The organism is Ensifer sp. NM-2 (assembly GCF_003024455.1).
Lineage (GTDB): Bacteria > Pseudomonadota > Alphaproteobacteria > Rhizobiales > Rhizobiaceae > Ensifer > Ensifer canadensis.
The window spans coordinates 32419-49394 of the sequence record NZ_PVZR01000014.1; the positions used below are offsets into that span (position 1 = coordinate 32419).

At 58.1% G+C, this 16976-nt stretch carries 18 protein-coding genes and 3 pseudogenes; 14 read left to right on the plus strand and 7 right to left on the minus strand.

Going from position 1 to position 16976, the window contains the following annotated elements:
- Window positions 1–236 precede the first annotated feature (236 nt).
- The 10 genes from ribA (at window position 237) to C6558_RS24410 (ending at window position 11201) form a co-directional block, all read left to right on the plus strand.
- The gene (gene ribA, locus C6558_RS40960; protein ID WP_256371981.1) at window positions 237–1115 is read left to right on the plus strand and encodes a GTP cyclohydrolase II RibA; all 879 of its coding nucleotides are present in this window, start codon (window positions 237–239) and stop codon (window positions 1113–1115) included.
- Between the two features lie 408 nt (window positions 1116–1523).
- Window positions 1524–2081, plus strand: a complete 558-nt coding sequence (locus C6558_RS24370) for a PDDEXK nuclease domain-containing protein (protein ID WP_245449210.1) — start codon at window positions 1524–1526, stop codon at window positions 2079–2081.
- 326 nt (window positions 2082–2407) lie between these two features.
- A complete protein-coding gene (locus tag C6558_RS24375) occupies window positions 2408–3823 on the plus strand; it encodes an MFS transporter (protein WP_107027846.1) in 1416 nt (471 codons plus the stop codon).
- Between the two features lie 14 nt (window positions 3824–3837).
- Window positions 3838–5361 (plus strand): FGGY family carbohydrate kinase, encoded by a 1524-nt coding sequence (locus C6558_RS24380; protein WP_107027847.1) that lies wholly within the window; start codon window positions 3838–3840, stop codon window positions 5359–5361.
- A gap of 67 nt (window positions 5362–5428) precedes the next feature.
- Complete coding sequence (locus C6558_RS24385) at window positions 5429–7108, plus strand: glycerol-3-phosphate dehydrogenase/oxidase (RefSeq protein WP_107027848.1); 1680 nt, start codon at window positions 5429–5431, stop codon at window positions 7106–7108.
- A gap of 2 nt (window positions 7109–7110) precedes the next feature.
- Window positions 7111–8661, plus strand: coding sequence for an FAD-binding oxidoreductase (locus C6558_RS24390; RefSeq protein WP_107027849.1), 1551 nt, complete (start codon window positions 7111–7113; stop codon window positions 8659–8661).
- Window positions 8662–8665: 4 nt separating this feature from the next.
- Window positions 8666–9271 (plus strand): glycerol-3-phosphate responsive antiterminator, encoded by a 606-nt coding sequence (locus C6558_RS24395; RefSeq protein ID WP_198956874.1) that lies wholly within the window; start codon window positions 8666–8668, stop codon window positions 9269–9271.
- A gap of 3 nt (window positions 9272–9274) precedes the next feature.
- Complete coding sequence (locus C6558_RS24400; protein WP_057213325.1) at window positions 9275–9574, plus strand: putative quinol monooxygenase; 300 nt, start codon at window positions 9275–9277, stop codon at window positions 9572–9574.
- 38 nt (window positions 9575–9612) lie between these two features.
- Entirely contained in the window at window positions 9613–10770 is a 1158-nt protein-coding gene (locus C6558_RS24405) for an iron-containing alcohol dehydrogenase (RefSeq protein WP_057223680.1), read from the plus strand.
- A gap of 152 nt (window positions 10771–10922) precedes the next feature.
- Window positions 10923–11201, plus strand: coding sequence for a type IV secretory system conjugative DNA transfer family protein (locus tag C6558_RS24410; RefSeq protein WP_107027850.1), 279 nt, complete (start codon window positions 10923–10925; stop codon window positions 11199–11201).
- A 531-nt stretch (window positions 11202–11732) separates the two neighbouring features.
- Here C6558_RS24410 and C6558_RS24415 read toward each other — a convergent pair.
- From C6558_RS24415 to C6558_RS24425, 3 genes are all read right to left on the minus strand, one after another.
- Window positions 11733–12329 (minus strand): mobile mystery protein B, encoded by a 597-nt coding sequence (locus C6558_RS24415; protein WP_107027851.1) that lies wholly within the window; start codon window positions 12327–12329, stop codon window positions 11733–11735.
- A gap of 4 nt (window positions 12330–12333) precedes the next feature.
- A complete protein-coding gene (locus tag C6558_RS24420) occupies window positions 12334–12798 on the minus strand; it encodes a mobile mystery protein A (protein ID WP_025429754.1) in 465 nt (154 codons plus the stop codon).
- A 392-nt stretch (window positions 12799–13190) separates the two neighbouring features.
- Window positions 13191–13484, minus strand: coding sequence for a hypothetical protein (locus tag C6558_RS24425; RefSeq protein WP_199197052.1), 294 nt, complete (start codon window positions 13482–13484; stop codon window positions 13191–13193).
- A 260-nt stretch (window positions 13485–13744) separates the two neighbouring features.
- Between C6558_RS24425 and C6558_RS24430 the strand changes: the two genes are divergently transcribed.
- Window positions 13745–14170, plus strand: a complete 426-nt coding sequence (locus tag C6558_RS24430) for a type II toxin-antitoxin system VapC family toxin (RefSeq protein ID WP_107027853.1) — start codon at window positions 13745–13747, stop codon at window positions 14168–14170.
- A gap of 11 nt (window positions 14171–14181) precedes the next feature.
- Window positions 14182–14568: pseudogene (locus tag C6558_RS24435) on the plus strand (integrase); the annotation flags it as partial.
- A 124-nt stretch (window positions 14569–14692) separates the two neighbouring features.
- Here C6558_RS24435 and C6558_RS24440 read toward each other — a convergent pair.
- From C6558_RS24440 to repC, 4 genes and pseudogenes are all read right to left on the minus strand, one after another.
- A pseudogene (locus C6558_RS24440) lies at window positions 14693–14899 on the minus strand (cold-shock protein).
- A gap of 268 nt (window positions 14900–15167) precedes the next feature.
- Window positions 15168–15686, minus strand: coding sequence for an RES family NAD+ phosphorylase (locus C6558_RS24445; RefSeq protein ID WP_107027854.1), 519 nt, complete (start codon window positions 15684–15686; stop codon window positions 15168–15170).
- Window positions 15683–16072, minus strand: a complete 390-nt coding sequence (locus C6558_RS24450; RefSeq protein WP_025429740.1) for an antitoxin Xre/MbcA/ParS toxin-binding domain-containing protein — start codon at window positions 16070–16072, stop codon at window positions 15683–15685. The genes C6558_RS24445 and C6558_RS24450 overlap by 4 nt, the downstream gene beginning before the upstream one ends.
- Before the next feature lie 134 nt (window positions 16073–16206).
- Window positions 16207–16371 (minus strand): annotated as a pseudogene (gene repC, locus C6558_RS24455) (replication initiation protein RepC); the annotation flags it as partial.
- A gap of 41 nt (window positions 16372–16412) precedes the next feature.
- Here repC and C6558_RS40970 point away from each other — a divergent pair.
- Window positions 16413–16526 carry a type II toxin-antitoxin system VapB family antitoxin gene (locus C6558_RS40970; RefSeq protein WP_245449211.1) on the plus strand — a complete coding sequence of 38 codons (114 nt, stop codon included), beginning with the start codon at window positions 16413–16415 and terminating at the stop codon, window positions 16524–16526.
- The gene (locus tag C6558_RS24465) at window positions 16523–16909 is read left to right on the plus strand and encodes a type II toxin-antitoxin system VapC family toxin (RefSeq protein ID WP_107027856.1); all 387 of its coding nucleotides are present in this window, start codon (window positions 16523–16525) and stop codon (window positions 16907–16909) included. Before C6558_RS40970 ends, C6558_RS24465 begins: the two co-directional genes overlap by 4 nt.
- Window positions 16910–16976 lie beyond the last annotated feature (67 nt).

The window sequence follows — 16976 nt, forward strand, 5'->3', positions numbered from 1 at the left end:
CGCCTGTTGCACAGTGCGAGCGAGCGGCATCAGAACTACGTTTCGGACGGCCTGTTGTGTTGAACAGCGACAGTCACACGATCGCATTTATCGCGCTCGATGCCATTGGGCCGTTAGAACTGGAACGCTTTCGAGCCACCGCCTCCGATCGACCCGCGTTGTACTTGTCGAGATTTCGATCGGATTCTCTCGGGCTCAAAAATCAATGCCACGGTATAGCCATTCCCTTGGACGACATGGATCTCGATCGAATTTCGAGCCTTGCATACGCTGCACGGTTCAGCCCCCCGGAAAATTGGCGCCCGGCTTCGCCTGACTTGGCGATAGCCGCCGACCTGGCCCACCTATCCCTCCTCCTTCCGGCTATTATTTTTGCAAGCATCGAAGCAAACGCTCTCGAATTCCGCGACTGCGCAACGTTGTGCGCCAATGATCTCGAGAAAGCCAGGAGCACCGCTACGCTCTGTTTTAGCCAGATCGCTCGTACGAGCGTTCCTCTAAGCGAGGTGGGAGCATGCGAGTTCATCGTATTTCGGGGGGGCATGGCACAACGTGACCAAATCGCAATCATTGTTGGCGCCCCGCGAATGGGAGGCACAGTGCCCGTTCGAATTCACTCGTCGTGTATCACTGGAGATCTCTTGGGATCACTAAAATGCGATTGCGGCGATCAACTCCATGAGAGCTTACGTACACTTGCCCAACTTGGCGGAGGCGTTCTGCTTTATCTTGACCAGGAGGGTCGCGGCACAGGCATCGCAGCCAAGCTTCGCGCTTATGCCAGCCAAGGCGAAGGTCTCGACACAATTGATGCCGATGCCGAGCTTGGCTTCGGTCCAGACGAACGTAGCTATGGTGCGGCAGTCGCAATGTTGAGTTCACTGGGAATTCGACGCGTGAATCTCCTGACGAATAATCCCGCAAAAGTCGAATATCTCACCAATTACGGAATCCAAGTCGTAATGACAACTTCTATAACTGGCAAGTTTCAAGCCCAGAACGCCAAGTATCTAACGACGAAGGCAATACGAGCCGGTCATACCTTTCCATCTGAATATCTTTCGTCGGGTGAATTTCATGCGGGACCGAGAGTAAAATATTATCGCAAAGGTTGATCGGGTCGTTATCAAAACGTGCGACTGGTAAGTCGCAGGATCGAAGGGTTCCAGGCGAATGAACCAAGTAAGGATGAAAAACAGGGTAACGGACCTAGACCGGTTTAGCCTCGAGCAGGTCTGGCGCCCATTCCAAAACATGATCACACATGAACAGCGACTTAACGCACCGCCTTGCTCGTTGGACGAAACAGCCTTGAGACTGACAGAAGATACGGAATGGAGCCGGCGTGTTCTATGCAGGATTAGAGCGATCGGTTTCGCCATCCCGTCCTATATCCACCATCCATTGGCGGACGTCGTGCGTGCGGTGTGCGATGAAGAAGAGTCTCCGATCGATCGTCTTCTCGATCGTTCATTCGGATCAGAGGTGGTTCAGGTGACGTCGCGCCAACAGCGCAATTTCTGTTGATTGGTTTCTGCAATCAACTGCGTCGTCTTGTGAATTGGCGGAAATCAGCGGCTTGGTCTGCGGTAGACGATCAGCTTCGACACGAATCGGATGCTCCGAGCATCGGCATCATTCTATGCAAGGGCAAGAATGAGGTAATCGTGGAATATGCTCTTCGAGATTCGACAAAGCCGATGGGCGTTGCGGAGTATAGGCTATCCGCCGCCCTCCCCCAACTTTTGCAAACAGAGCTACCAACCGAAGCCGAGCTTGCGCGCGAGTTCCCGTTAATGTCGCTGGTGAAGCTCCGTATAGAAATTGAGCATGAAATCCGATTGTTGATGGCCGAGCATACCGAAAGTGAGCGACCGGCCGCTAACGGCCCGATGCTAACCGAACTCCAGCGCCTCGGGCTAGCGCCCCAATCCGCAGATCAATTGCAAGACGCCCTTCACGCGATGAACAGAGCGGCGCATGGCCTGGACGTCGCTCCCACCGACGCATTTGAGGCGGCCGAGGTTGCATCCGCCTTCCTCGCCGAGCTTCAAGCTATCCGCAACCGCCAGCCCTCGTGATTGGCAACGCCCGCGGCTGGTCACTTCGAAGATTATCTCGTCAATTGCTCGGCGCAGTCTATTAGCCGATGACCCGTTCCGGTCGATACATTATGCGATTTTGTTGCGGCAACATCGTCGCCATATCGTTCACACTGGCGAAAGCATCCGTCGACGCATGAATTTGTTTGGCTGAATCTGTAGTCGCTTGACAAAGCAATCGAGACGCGTTCTATTCCGCTTGCAGACTAAAGATGTAAGACTATCTGCAAGATGGTCTTACTGTGTCTGGTTCCTGGCAAAGTGTCCTCTTGCAGATGTCATAGCGACGTTGGGAGGACGCCGTAATGCACGGAAGCAAGATAGCCCTTAGGGGCGTACCAGATATTATTTCCCACATTGATGCGAATGACGGTATTCGAGGCCGCGCCGGTGTTATCTGGTGGCTCGCCCTCGGTGGCCTGTTCCTTGATGCCTTTGCCAATTCTGCCCTGAGTGCCGGTCTTGGACCAATGACACGCGATCTAGGATTGGATGCGGCGCAGGTCGCTCTGATGACGTCCTTCGCCTCGTGGGTGTCGATTGCGTTCAATCCGATCGGTGGCTGGATGGCCGACCGCTGGGGCCGCATGCGCCCGCTGATCCTCGCGAAATTGATCGCGCTCATTGGGGCGGTACTGGTGATGACGGCCCACTCCTATGAAGTCATCCTTCTGGGACGGTTCTTTGTTGGCGCCGCCTACGGTATCGATTTTGCTATCGCCATGGCTGTGCTTGCCGAATTCACGCCGGCGCGCCTGCGCAGTCGCCTCAATACCTGGCAGGGCATCTGGTACACCGCCGTGTGCACAAATGTGCTTCTCGCCATGCTGTTTTACAGCTGGGACGTGGGCGACTCGATCTGGCGCTATTCCGTCGCTGCAACCGGCGTCTTTGCTTTTGCGATCATGATGCTGCAACTGGTGTTCATGGTTGAAAGCCCGATCTGGCTTGCCCGCAAGGAGCGGCTGGAAGAGGCTGCCCGCGCGATGACCCGCATCTATCATCGTGATTTCATTGCTGCCGTGCCCGAAGACCGTTTGCCGGTTCTGAATCAGGCCCGTCGCGGCATTGCCAATGTCGCCCTGATTTTCCGTGGCATCTATCTGCCGCGCACCATTCTTGCCGCGACCGTCCAGATCGGACAGTCGATTCAGTATTTTGCCGTGGGCTGGTACTTGCCGCTCATCAGTGCAGCGCTCTTCGGCAAGGATTTCCTCTATGCCATGACGGGTACGCTGGTGTTCAACGTATTCGGCATCATCGGCGGCTTCTCTTCGCCGGTCATCGGCCGCGTACTCGGCCTTCGCAAGGCTTCGGCCATCGGCTTTGGTGCGGTTTTCGTCATGCTGGTCATCATGGGCCTGTTCCACGACACTATGCCGATCTGGCTCGCGATCATCGTGCCTTCGCTGTTCATCCTTTTCCACTCCGGTGGTCCAGGCGCAAATGGCAAGAGCCTGTCGTCGCTGTCGTTCCGCAGCGAGCTGCGCGCAGGTGCCAACGGCGTTATCGGTGCGCTTGGCGCCATGGGGGCGGCCCTCGGCTTGCTGGTCTTCCCGATCTTCCGTGAGACCTATGGTCTCGGCACGACCTTCCTGATCCTTTCGGTGGTTCCGCTGATTGCCTGCATCATCTGCTCGGTCATTCAATGGGATCCGACCCGCACCACGGTCAGCCCGGACGCCGAACCGGATGCACCACAGTTCGAAGGCGACAAGTAACAAGGGAGGGGAATGTGAACGGACGCAGACAGGTCATTCTGGCCATTGACGAAGGAACGTCCGGAACCCGGGCCGCGCTTGTCGCGGCCAACGGTTCGGTCTCCGCCGTCAACTACACTACGCTTGCCGTATCTTCGCCGCGTCACAACGTAGTGGAGCAGGACGCTGATGTTCTTTTGCAAAAGACCATCGACGTCTGCGGCAAAACGATTGCCGCGGCTCGAGATACGGGCCTAGAAATTGCAGCAATAGCAATCGCCACGCAACGCGCAACCGGTGTTTTGTGGGATACCGAGTCCGGCCGGGCGCTGGTTCCAGCCATGGTCTGGCAGGATTCCCGCTATGCCGACGAGCTGAAGCCGCTTGGAGCTGTCTGGGATGCGAAACTCGTGGCGCTCGCAGGGCGCCCGGTTGGTGGACGGGCGATCTATCTATGGGCTGCGCGCCATATGCAAAAGACGCCCGCCGTGCGTGAGGCATGGAAGGCAAGAAGGCTTGCCTTCGGCACTGTCGACAGCTGGCTGCTTTGGAACCTGTCTGAAGAACGGAAAGCCTTCACAACACCGACCAACGCCACATCCGCCGGCGCCTATGTCCTCGGTGAGCATCGCTATTTCACCGACTGGATAGAGGCGCAGGGCTTTCCGGTGGAACTGTTGCCTGAACTGAAGCAGGACGCTGATGATTTCGGCTACACGAGAAAGGAAGTCCTGGGTATTCGCGTGCCGATCAAGGCGTCGTGCGGCGACCAGTTGGGCGGACTTGTCGGTCTTGGCTGCCACGATGCCGGTCTGGCCATGTGCGTGCACGGTACGGGCAGTTTCGTCGATCTTGTGATCGGAAAGCAGACGCCCAAAAATCCCGGCCTCTATGAGGCGACGTTCACCATGACGGCCTGGCGGAGCGACAATCTCTCGCATTTCGCGGTCGAGACCTATGCCGCCACGACCGGATCGGCGCTCAACTGGCTTTGCAATGAAATGCGCTGGTTCGAGAATGCCAAAGAGGTTAGCGAACTGGCTTCGACGGTTTCGTCTTCCGATGGTCTCTTCTTTATGCCGACGCTGACGGGATTGCGCCAGCCGAACATCGTGCCGGATGGCAGAGCATCGCTGACCGGGCTTTCTTTGGCCCACAGCCGAGCGCATCTCGCGCATGCCATTCTGGAGGGCATTGCACATTCGGTTGTTTCCTGTGCTGAGGCGAGCTCGGAGGTAGCAGGCGTTCCGGTTCGGGAAGTAGTGGCTGGCGGAGGGCTTTCCTCGAGTGATGCGCTGCTGCAGCTACAGGCTGATCTGAGCGGGGTTCCGGTGCGGCGCATGGCGGATCAGGATCGTGCCAGCCTACGTGGCACGGCGTTTCTGGCTGGCAGCGACGGATTGCTCTGGAGCGACCTTGCGGAGGCTCGCGCCACGCTACCCGAAGGCAATCTTTTCATCCCCAAGGCCAGCGAAGCGGAAAGACAGGACCGTCGAGCCCGATGGCATTCCCTTACGGATGAGGAAGTCGCACGCGTTCAATCCGGTCACTACCGCTAGTTTTTTTAACGCGCATTTTTCCGAGGAACGATCACACTTTTCGGAATGCGCTCTAACAGGAGTTGAAATGCTGAATCTGCGCTCCCGGCGCGCGGACAAGGAACGCGCCCGGATGATCCGCACCGAACCACTAAGGTTGAACCGGTCGGAACAGGAAGACCGTCTTGCCGCTGAAACCTACGATATTCTGATCGTAGGCGGCGGCGTGACCGGTGCCTACTGTGCCTTCGATGCAAGTCTGCGCGGCTTTCGTGTCGCGTTGATCGAGAAAGATGATTTTGCATCAGGTACATCGTCAAAATCATCCAAGATGGTGCATGGCGGCTTGCGCTATATCGAACAGGGTAATCTTGGGCTCGTGCGCCATTCTCTGCTTGAACGCCAGCGCCTCAGGCGTAATGCAGGCCATCTGGTTCAGCGCTTGCCTTTTCTGTTCCCTATTCTTGAACGGGATGGCGTGTTCGATGCGCGCTTCGCCAAGGCGTTTGAAGGGTTACTCTGGACATATGACCTGGCTGGCGGCTGGCGCGAAGGCATTCTGCACCAAAAGCTGACCGCCGCCGAAGTGCTGGCGCATTGCCCGACTTTCAAGGACGAATATCTGCGCGGTGGGCTCCTGTACTTCGATGCCCGCGTTGATGATGCACGCTTGACGCTGGCGCTTGCCCGCTCTGCCGGCTTCCATGGAGCTACGGTTCTCAACCACTCGAAGGTCGCCGAGATTACCCGCAGTTCGGGGCGGGTCGACGGTGCAATCGTTCACACCGTTGAGGGCAAGGAAATTAGGGTGCACGCCAAGACCGTCATCATGGCAACGGGGGTGTGGCTACGAGACTGGATGGGGCTTGGCAAGGACGGCGAAAAGCCGTTGCATGTGCGCCCAGCCAAAGGCGTTCACGTGGCGATCCCTTGGTTGAAGATTCGCAATGACTGCACTGTAACGGTGCCGGTGCCGGGTCGCAGCCGCCGTGCGACAATCACGCGCTGGGGCAATGTCTCCTATCTCGGAACGACCGACGAGGATTACCAGGGAGATCTTGACGACGTGCATTGCACGCGTCGCGAGCTCGATTTCCTGATCGAAGGCGCCTGCAGCGCGCTCAATATTGACCTGACGCCGGACGATGTCGTCGGCAGCATTGCCGGGTGCCGTCCGCTGGTGGCCGCTTCATCAGGTGGCAGCACCATGGACGTCAAACGCGACCATTCCGTGCATGTTGCGCCTGACGGCCTCGTCACGATCGTGGGCGGCAAGCTGACGACCTCTCGCCATATGGCCGAACAGACGGTGGACGCCGCCGCGAGAGTTCTCGGCGACCGCCGCCGCTGTACCACGAAGAAGGCATTTCTGTTGGGCGCTGCCGGCTATGACGCGCAAGCAATCGTGGCGTCTGGCGGTATGGAGGCGCATCTGGGCGAGCGTTACGGCACGGAAGCGCGCTTTGTGAGCGATCTGATCGCCGCGCGCCCGGAACTGGCCAAGCCGGTTGTGAATGGCTTGCCCTATACCGGCGGCGAAGTCGTCTACGCCGCGCGGCACGAGCTTGCCCGGACAATCGACGACGTGCTTTCGCGCCGTATGCGTGCCCGTCTGATGGCGCGCGATGCCTCGGCCCGCGCGGCCGCGAAGGTGGGCGCCTTGCTGGGGGAGGAACTTGGTCTTCCCCAGGCCGAAATCGACCAACAGGTCGCCGCCTATATTGCCGCGACCGAAAAAGAAAAGTCCATTCTCACAGGAGCGAACTGAACATGATCAGCAAGGAAGCCATCAAGCGCGGTTACAATCGCGGAAATTATGTCGTCGGTGCCCCGACCCAACCGCACTATGCCGGTAGCATCACCGAAATTGGCACCAAGGCCGATCTGGCTCAGAATGCCGTTTCAGTCGAAGCTGCTCTCGTGAAGAAACTGCGCGAGATTGCAGACGAGGTTATGACCGAGCGGGATGATCTCGTCGTGAACACTCGGGACTGGTGGGCCCGTACGATGATCGCGGAAACGAGTGGAAAGCCCGCGACGGTTGATGGCGTGTTCGTCCGTGTTTCGACGGTTGAGCAGGTGCAGGCTGTCATGCACCTTGCGCATGAAGCCAAGGTGCCGGTCACGGTTTCTGCCGGGCGCTCCAACGTCACGGGCGCGGCCCTGCCTCTGCGCGGCGGCATCGTGCTCGATGTCTGCGCGCTCAATCGCCTTGTAAGCTTCGATCCCGATAGCCAGATCGTTGAAGTTGAAGCTGGCATGTTCGGCGATATTTTTGAGGAAACCATCCAGCGCGACTACGGCATGACCATGGGACATTGGCCGTCCTCGTTCGGTATCAGCACTGTCGGAGGCTGGATCGCCTGCCGCGGCGCGGGCCAGCTTTCCACTCGCTACGGCAAGATTGAAGACATGGTCTACGGCATGGAAGTCGTGCTGGCCGACGGTTCGCTGGTGACCGTCGGAAACTATGCCCGCGCGGCCGTCGGGCCGGATCTGCAGCAGCTCTTCATCGGTTCGGAAGGCACGCTCGGCATCATCGTAAGGGCGCGCCTGAAACTGCATCGCCTGCCGGACTATGCCCGCGCCATCGCATTTGGCTTCAAGAGCTTTGCCATCGGTCTGGAAGCCTGCCGCCGTATCATGCAGGGCGGCGCCAATCCGGCAGCGTTGCGTCTTTATGACGAGCTGGAAAGCGGTGTGCAGTTCGGTTTGCCGGAAAGCAACGTGCTGCTGATTGCCGATGAAGGCGCGAAGGAAATGGTCGATGCCGTGATGGCGATCAGCGAAAAAGTGTGCGCCGAACTCGGTGACAAGCTCGATGGCGATACTATCTTCGAGAAGTGGCTCGATACGCGTTATCTCACCGGCAAGAGCGCCGAGGGCTTCAAGCGCAGCCGAGGCTTTGTTGCAGATACGCTGGAAATGACCGGCTGCTGGCGTGATCTTCCCGCAATCTACGACGAGGTTGTTGCCGCCATTAACGCAGTCCCGGGCACACTTGCTGGTTCGGCGCACCAGTCGCATGCCTATGTCGATGGTGCCTGCCTCTACTTTTCGCTGCGCGGCGACGTGGACGTGGAAAAACGAGCCGAGTGGTATCGAGCTGCATGGGATGCTGCCAACGCTGTACTCATCAAATATGGTGCGGCATTGAGCCATCATCACGGCGTTGGGATGCTGCGCGCGCCCTATATGAAGGACGCATTGGGATCAGCATTTCCGCTACTGGAGACCGTGAAGCAGGCACTCGATCCGGACAATCTGCTCAACCCCGGCAAGCTCGGACTTTCGCTCGACATGCCAAGAGACTGGAATTAACGGAATGACATTGGACAGGACGATCGGCGAGCGGCTTTTGCGGGCGCCAGTCATGGCAACGCTATATGGTGTCGATAATGTTCAGGCTTTTCTGGACAGCAAGGCGGAGGTAGGCATCGTCGCCAACATCGCTTTGCGACATGTTGCGGAGGTGCTGAGTGCGCTTAAGAAAAGCAACAAGCTGATCGTTCTGAACATCGACAGTTGCGAGGGCCTGTCACAGGACAAAGGAGCCATCGAATTCCTTGCCGACATAGGCATTTCGATTTTGCTTTCGACCCGCGTCCCAACAATCCAGAAGGCTGCGCAATGCGGCCTTCTCACCATGCAAAAGGTCTTTGTGACAGACCGCTCCACCTGGCCTCGTAGTGTTAAAGCGATTGCGCAAAGCGCCCCCAACCTGGTGCAGCTGATGCCCTCGCCGATGCTCGACTACTTAGGGATGGATGAGAAGCGGAAGCTGCCGCCGATCGTAGCATCCGGCTTCGTCTGTAACGAGGCCGACGTCGAGACCGCTCTATCGCGCGGTGCGGTCGCCGTCTCTTCAAGTAACAAGGCGATCTGGAATTTCAAGCGTTCGAAGATGCCACCTCATGGTCGCCAAAGGTAGGACATGCCCAAAACTTTTTATCAGGTAATCGCGTACTATCACTCCAAACCCGGTTGTGGCGATGCTGTGGAGGCCAGACTTCACGAATTGGCGATGGCCAGCCGAGCCGAGAGTGGGAACATCGCCTACGCGTTTTATCGGTCGCCGGAGAACACCGATCATTTCGCGATTCTCGAAGAATACGTCGATGAAGCTGCCTTCGGCGCTCACCGCTGCAGCGCGCATTTCCAAACGATTGCATTGGAGAAGATCGTGCCAATGCTCGAGACACGAAACGTCAAGGGATTTGTGTGTTCGCGCTGACGGTCAGTGACCAAGTCTACACGAATGGAATGACCATCATGAAAAACTTTGTCTTCAATACCGCCAAATCAATTGTTTTTGAGGCGGGCGCCAATGCGCGCATCGCCGAGATTGTTGGACTGACGCTTGGTCCACGTGTCGTGCTCGTGACTGACAGGGGGCTGCGCCGCCTTGGCCTCATCGATCCCGCGCTGGCATCGTTCGCGAAAGCCGGAATTGAGGTCGCTATTTTCGATGACATCGCTGTCGACCCACCAGAATGCAACGTCCAGGATCTCGCGGCCTTCATCACGGCGTGGGGGGCAACCGGCGTGATTGCTATCGGAGGGGGCTCGCCGATGGACGTGGCCAAGGTGGCGTCACTGGTCGCCAAGACCGGCCAGTCGCTCAACGAGGTATTCGGGGTAAACGTTGCGAAGGGACCGCGCATGCCGCTGGTTCTTGTGCCGACCACAGCCGGCACCGGTTCCGAAGTTACGCCGATCGCGATCATAACGACCAACGGAGCTGAAAAGAAGGGAGTTGTCTCCCCACTCTTGCTTCCGGACATTGCGATTCTCGACGCCGAACTGACACTTGGCCTGCCGCCAACGGTGACCGCGGCGTCTGGCATCGACGCTATGGTGCATGCCATCGAATCCTATGCGTCTGCTTCCCCCACGAACAATCCGATCTCCAGCGGCCTGTCCAAACAGGCACTGCAATTGCTTGGTGCCCACATTCGCGAAGCTGTATTCAATGGTCATAATACTGTGGCACGCGGCGCGATGCTTCTCGGTTCGCTGCTTGCAGGACAAGCCTTTGCTAACTCGCCGGTCGCTGCCGTGCATGCGCTAGCCTATCCAATCGGCGGGCATTTTCACGTACCTCACGGGCTCTCCAACGCATTGGTACTAACGCATGTGCTTCGTTTCAATCTTCCGCGGGCGGCAAATGCGTACGCTGAAATTGCGGCTTACGCTTTCCCTGATTTGGCGCAACTGCCCTTCGAAACGCGGGCGACTGCCTTCATCGATGCGCTCGATCAGCTTGGCAGAGAGCTGAACATTCCACGGACACTGCGGGAGGTGGGCATTCCAAGACATGCCTTACCTATGCTTGCGCGCGAGGCGATGAAGCAGACCCGTTTGCTCGTGAACAACCCTCGAGATGTTACCGAAGCTAACGCGCTAGCGATCTATGAGGCTGCTTTTTAGCAGTTACTTCGAAGCCTAGAAATTCGATTTTCTCGAGAAGCGAAGTGATCGAAAAAATGCGCAGTCGCAAAGCTCCTGACGCGAGCTTCCGAAGTTCTCCTTGATCGCCGCCCTGAGATTTTGGACCAGATGAATACGGTCAGCCACCTGGCGTGCTAGAGGTTTTCGGCGTCAACGATATCGAGACGGCCGAGCTGATCGCGCGTAGGGTCGGCAAGACGGATGTCAATTACATCACCCGGCCATGGAGCGAAGGCAAGAACTCGTCGTCCGAACACATCTCGCCTAGTGACCTCATCAACGCGGATGAGATCATGCGCGTACCGGAAGGCAGGATGATCCTGCTGAGACAGGGGCAGCGGCCGGCCTGGGCCAAGAAGCTTCGATATTACGACGACCCGGAAATCACAGGCCCGTATGATCCGTCATGAATGACGGGACAGACCGGCGTCGCCAACTTTTGTTCCTTGTAGGTCCGAGATATCATCGGCCGTGACATCGCCGGAATGCTGTCCTCGAGAGGCCAGCAAAAAAGAACGCACCAGGCGCCGGCAGCCTCGCGGCCAGAGCCAGTTCGCGCGTGGCTTGACCGGTTAAGATCCTCGTTTCGGAGGATCAGCATCGCGGCGGCCAACGGCCGGGATCCGGCAAGCCTAGGCCCGGCAAGTCACTCCGCTTGATCGTTGGGGCGTGGCCAACGATTTGAACAAGGGCTTGTCCGGCCCTCATTGCAATGGAGCGCGCGCAACGTTCGCGTGCTCTGAGGACTTGTCCGAAGATCGGTCCGCAGCCCAGCTGCGGGCCGCTTTTGATATGCATGATTTCGTCGCCATCCCTCACTCGGGGGATGGAGCGCTCCGCACCGCAATGGCCTGCAACTGCAACTGCGACTGCGTGAATGTCTTCATGTCAGTCCTTTCTCGCCTCCAGTTTGAGAAGCTCACCTACCATTTTCGAAACACTCATGAGCGCGCGAACTCCAGCAAGGGTCCGATATCGTGGTTATCGGCCGCCCGAAGTGCAGCAACATAACGGGCTCGGGTCTTGCCCGCATCGACCAGATTTGCCCGGCCCCAGCTAAATGGCGGTCGTCCAAGCTGGCGCCCGAGCAGATCGCCCGCCAGGCGAGAAAATCGGCCGTTTCCGTTTGGGAAGGGATGGATTGCCACCAGCCTGTGGCTGAACCGGACAGCGATCTCATCGGGTGGAAAGGTCTCGTGTTCGACCCAATAGCGCACGTCGTCAGCCACCTGCCTGACATCCATTGCAATGCGATAGGCATCGACGCCGATGTTTCTAGGTGTTGTCCGGTACTGGCCAGCCCAATGCCAAACGTCCCCAAACATGCGGCGGTGCAACTCACTGAGGAATTCCTGGTCGAGCAGGTCCCTTTTTCGCGACGTCGCCCATCGCAAGCCTTCGCCGATGTTAACTTGCTCGGCCTCGTTCAATTCGTGCCGCAAGGTGATGTAGGAGGGAATGAGCTGCTCCCGTTCCTCAACGGTTAGCGGCGTATTTGCTTCATCGTCGTCCTGGAAAAGAGGGTCGTCCTCCTCCATAGAGTCAATCCTCTTCCCACAGGCGTCGCCCAGCGTCTGCAAGCAAAGCGTCGATAAGCCGGCGACGTTCGTCCTCCAGGTCCGACTTGATCAACGCCTGGTTTTCCAGACGCATCGTATGATCGAGTCGCGTCATCTCCTCACCGACCTTTTCGGCCGCGCGCTCGCGAAGGATATCGTCAAGCGGCTTGATCGGCACGAAGGCGTAGACAAAGGTGCAATTCATTGCCGCGGCCGCTTCCCGTAGCGTCCTGATCGTTGTCGCTCCCGAAACTTCAGCCTTCTCGATCGCCGGTATGCGGGACGGAGCGGCACCCATGCGCATGGCGAGCTGGCGCGTAGTCATGCCGAGGGCCTCGCGGATGGCCTTCATCCAACCACGTGGCGGCGAAATGAGCTCTAGGTCTCGCACCGGCGCCAGACGTCGTTCCAACTGTTTTCGAGCGAGGGCCGCTTGTTTTTTGTTCATCTATTTATGTCCATTTTCGAACAAAATAGCATATAAAAATGAGCAAGAATATCCGAATTGAGCATTTAAAAGTATTCAGCGTGAGTTAGAGCGATCACAAATATATGCGCAATAGCTCAGCAGCTAGGTCCTGATAGCCGCGAGTTTCGAGCGATGGACAATCGGCCGAGCTGTCGTTGGAGAAGCACCGCCGCCAGAGAGGCGAACGATGAGGCCTTGCGCCGAGCCGCTGAAACCGGCATGCCACTTTTACGTGTTCGCGACCTCGTCGCGAATTGAGGAGAGGCAGCATGGTACAATTCTAGGACTGGTGCTATTACAACGACACGCCTGTCGGAAATCACTACATCCGGGTCATGAGAGGTCGCGGAGCCGATGAGCAGGTCACCAGTTCAGGTGCGTTCAAAGCCAAGCACGAAATCGACAACCTTCGACGATGACATTTCGCAGGGCCTCAGGATGGTGCGCGCGTCAGAGAGCACATAGAGGTTGAAACTGACGACATCCGCTCCGCCCAGCTCTTCGCCATACAGCCACACTCGCCTCCAATCGGCCGAGCGCCTGACGGTTGCACTCCATCGGCGGCCCTGGAAAATTCCGTGCACGTAGCCCTCGGGAAGCTCCGCAAGCGCCTTCTCGAACTTAACCAGAAACGCAGACGACAGCTCGGACGCCGACTGCGTCATGGCGCCAGGCACTCGTCACAAATGCCACAACCGTCGGCGTCCATCCACGATGCCGAGGGCCACAGGTCAATTCACCAAGCCGATATCTCCACCCTCAGGGGCGCAGTCCAATAAGGGGTGAATTTTGGATGCTGATTGACAGCCGGCCAGCGGCCAACCAATCTGGCGCGTGCCATTCGCGCCCGTATCGAACCCCTCGGGGGCGTAGAGCTCAAGGTACCTGCACGCGACCCGATTCGTGACGCTCCGGATTTTGGCGCGTGATTACTCTTGACACCAATGTTTTGCCAGGAGCTCCTGGCCCCGTGCCCTCGCCTGCTGTTAAAGCTTGGTTAGGCGACCAACCGCCGACTTCTGTCTTCACGACTGCCGTTACCGAAGCTGAAATCCGATATGGTATTGGGTTGATGCCGGACGGGCGCAGGCGGCAGAGCCTGGAAGCGGCGATCATGCCGATATTCAGCGAAGACCTGGCCGGCCGAATTCTACCCTTCGACAGCGACGCAGCTGCCGCCTATGCGACGCTCGCCATCGCGCGACGCAAGGCTGGCCGCCCCATCAGCCAATTCGATGCACAGATTGCCGCCATAACCCTCTCACGCGGCGCCGCACTGGCGACCCGCAATGTCGCCGACTTCGAAGCTACCGGTGTCGTAATCATCAATCCGTGGGGCTATAGAAGCTAAGGGAGACCAGGGTGGCGGAAGCGGCAGGCAAGTTGATCAGCGGGGATCCGGTTCTCAAACGTGCCGAGGAGCTGGACGCGCTCGACGCCATCCTGCCGTTCGACCGCCGCGACCAGCTTGCTGCCCTTCTCACGGACGCCGATGTCGCGACGCTGAAACACCTCGCCGGCGAAGGCATGGGCGCCAATACGCTGAGGGCGCTTGCTTCGGATCTCGGCTATCTCGAAGCCTGGTGCCAGCTCGCCACCGGCGCTCCTCTCCCCTGGCCGGCGCCCGAAAGCCTGCTGTTGAAATTCATCGCCCATCACCTCTGGGACCCGGCTAAGCGTGCCGAAGATACAAGCCATGGCATGCCGGCAGAGGTGGAAACGACGCTGAGCGAAAACAAGGTCGCGCGGCCCGGCTGATCACCTGAAAGCGCCGGTCATGCCGGCGGAGGCGTGTGGTCCTGGACGTCCGGCCAGAGGCACCGCTGGAGCAGAACAAACACTGCATGCAGTAAGCTGCAGAATCGCAATGGGCTCAGGTCTGGAGGTTGTCCGCCGACATCTTGCCGGACTTGCGGTCTTTCACCAGCTCATAGGTAATCTACTGGCCGTCGTTGAGTCCGCGTAGACCAGCTCGCTCCACCGCGGAAATGTGGACGAACACATCAGCAGTTCCGTCATCCGGCTGGATGAAACCGAAGCCTTTTGCTGTGTTGAACCATTTTACTGTACCGGTTGCCAAAGTATCCTCTTTTGATCATCGTCCTGTCGGACCGATAGGCTCGAATGACACTGGTGCGCTCACATTAGTAGACGGTTCCGGCGTCAACGGAAAGTCATGCGAGCTGCCGTGTCTTGGCCGAACGCAACCAACAGCCGGCGGTCCTGCTATATCGCGTCTATCCCACCGGACCTAAATTCCGGGTCTTGGTTGCTTACCTTTGCTGTAAGCACGGTAGAGCCGACGTATTATGGCTGCAAGAACAGACGCGCTTATTGCGCCGATGCGCCTAATCCCAGGACAGCTGATCCTTCGGAAGCCGACCACTTGGGTCATGTGCCTGCACTTTATGCGGCAGGCTGGGGCCCCAGTTCCAAAGCACCAGGTTTCGATCTCCCTCTTCGGAGCCAGGCGCAAAACTGGGTACTATGATGCCTGCCGTACCCCTCGCCTTCAGTCGATCGTATATCGACCAGGATGGGGGCCTCCTTCCTTCGGAAAGCGCGGTGGCCCAACTGCAGGCCATTTCCTCCACCGTAACACTATTCGCGGCCCGACCAACGTCAGAAGTAAGGTCCGCGATGTCATCACAGTCGACATCGTAAGAACAAAGTACGCAGGGGTCGATACGATGAGCAAATCCTTGATTGGCTTCCTTAATCGCCGTCATGACACTGAGGCCGAGATAGAGAGCCGGCACGCCTTTTGGGTTGAACCGCGCGCCCCTTATAGCCGCGCCATCTCCTGAAACCGGTTTGAAAGCCCAGCGTGGATCGTGCGCACGGTAACAATTGCCCACAAACCTCAAGCGAAGCCCCCTAGGGCCATATGATCGAGGTAATCTCGCACCGCCGCGGCCTTGCCGTCTTTTACGAGAGCCTCGGGCGTACGCCCGCCAAAAGCTGGTAGAGGTTGAGCCCGGTACCAAGCCATTGCTTGCTCCTTACCACCGGCCCAATCTGAGACGCGACTGATAATCTCCAGCATTTCCCGAAGGCGACTCTGCGTTTTCGCGCCCAGGCTACGCTCGCTTCTATACAGCGTTTCGCGGGCTAGGCCCGCCGTCTCGGCCAACTGGCTCTTAGACATGCCGAAGCCGGTTGCGACCCGTTCCACAGCGATCTTTCCCGAGCGATCCATATAGGACAGGACCAGGGGACCGCTTTGCTCTAGAGATTTCAGAACCTGAGGCATGATCATTCCGCCATATCGAGTAACTCATTTATTGTGCAAAATATATGACTCTATTGGCGACAACGCAAGCGACTACGACAGATTCGCCGGGGTAGCGAGAAGCTTCAGGTTGCTGCCCTCCAAAGAGCCGTTCGCTAGGCGCTTCGAGCAATCACCGGGTTCGCCCGCAATAGAGCCATCAGCACCGGTCCGAGCGAAAACTCCCCTCGCCGCGCCTTATCCGTCAGATTGCGAAGATAACCGCCGGCCGAGTTGATGTGCCCTGCCCTCTCGAGAATGCAGGCCATCGTCGCGGCCGCAAGAGCGGCTGCGGCGCCTCGCAAATGCCGGAAATCGCGAAGTGCTTCTCGAGGAACTGGCGGCGAGCCGTAAACGCTGGGCGAAGCTCCCGGTGCTGAATAAGCGCTCTGCCGATGAGATTTTGGGGTATGACGAAAACGGCCTTCCCAACTGATGGTCGACACATCAGCAATTGTTGCGATCGCGTTCAACGAACCGGACGCAGAAACCTACGATCAAAAAGTAGTCGACGCTCCGCGGCGTTTCATTTCAGCTGCGACAATTCTTGAACTGTCCATCGTGATCGAGGCTCGCCTCGGCGAGGCGGGCGCTGCCGAGCTCGATCTATGGCTCTACAAAGCGGGTGTCGAAGTCGTCGCTGTCGACGCGGAACAGATTACTATTGCAGGACGTGCCTGGCGCAACTTTGGCAAGGGCCGGCACCCGGCGAGCCTGGATTTTGGGGACTGTTTTTCCTATGCGCTGGCCAAGTCGCGCAACGAGCCATTGCTCTTCAATGGTGACGATTTCTCGGGCACAGACATAGAGGCAGCATGACAAACGACGAGCGGGGTCGTCGCACACAAACGGTGAGCGGAGCCCCTTGCCCGGGGTCGATCGCGCC

Coding starts and splice junctions, on each gene's coding strand:
- ribA (WP_256371981.1), top strand. CDS start 237: ATGGATCTCGATCGAATTTCGAGCCTTGCATACGCTGCACGGTTCAGC.
- C6558_RS24425 (WP_199197052.1), bottom strand. CDS start 13,484: ATGACGCAGTCGGCGTCCGAGCTGTCGTCTGCGTTTCTGGTTAAGTTC.
- C6558_RS24400 (WP_057213325.1), top strand. CDS start 9,275: ATGCCCAAAACTTTTTATCAGGTAATCGCGTACTATCACTCCAAACCC.
- C6558_RS24405 (WP_057223680.1), top strand. CDS start 9,613: ATGAAAAACTTTGTCTTCAATACCGCCAAATCAATTGTTTTTGAGGCG.
- C6558_RS24450 (WP_025429740.1), bottom strand. CDS start 16,072: ATGCCTCAGGTTCTGAAATCTCTAGAGCAAAGCGGTCCCCTGGTCCTG.
- C6558_RS24385 (WP_107027848.1), top strand. CDS start 5,429: ATGCTGAATCTGCGCTCCCGGCGCGCGGACAAGGAACGCGCCCGGATG.
- C6558_RS24390 (WP_107027849.1), top strand. CDS start 7,111: ATGATCAGCAAGGAAGCCATCAAGCGCGGTTACAATCGCGGAAATTAT.
- C6558_RS24375 (WP_107027846.1), top strand. CDS start 2,408: ATGCACGGAAGCAAGATAGCCCTTAGGGGCGTACCAGATATTATTTCC.
- C6558_RS24415 (WP_107027851.1), bottom strand. CDS start 12,329: ATGGAGGAGGACGACCCTCTTTTCCAGGACGACGATGAAGCAAATACG.
- C6558_RS24395 (WP_198956874.1), top strand. CDS start 8,666: ATGACATTGGACAGGACGATCGGCGAGCGGCTTTTGCGGGCGCCAGTC.
- C6558_RS24420 (WP_025429754.1), bottom strand. CDS start 12,798: ATGAACAAAAAACAAGCGGCCCTCGCTCGAAAACAGTTGGAACGACGT.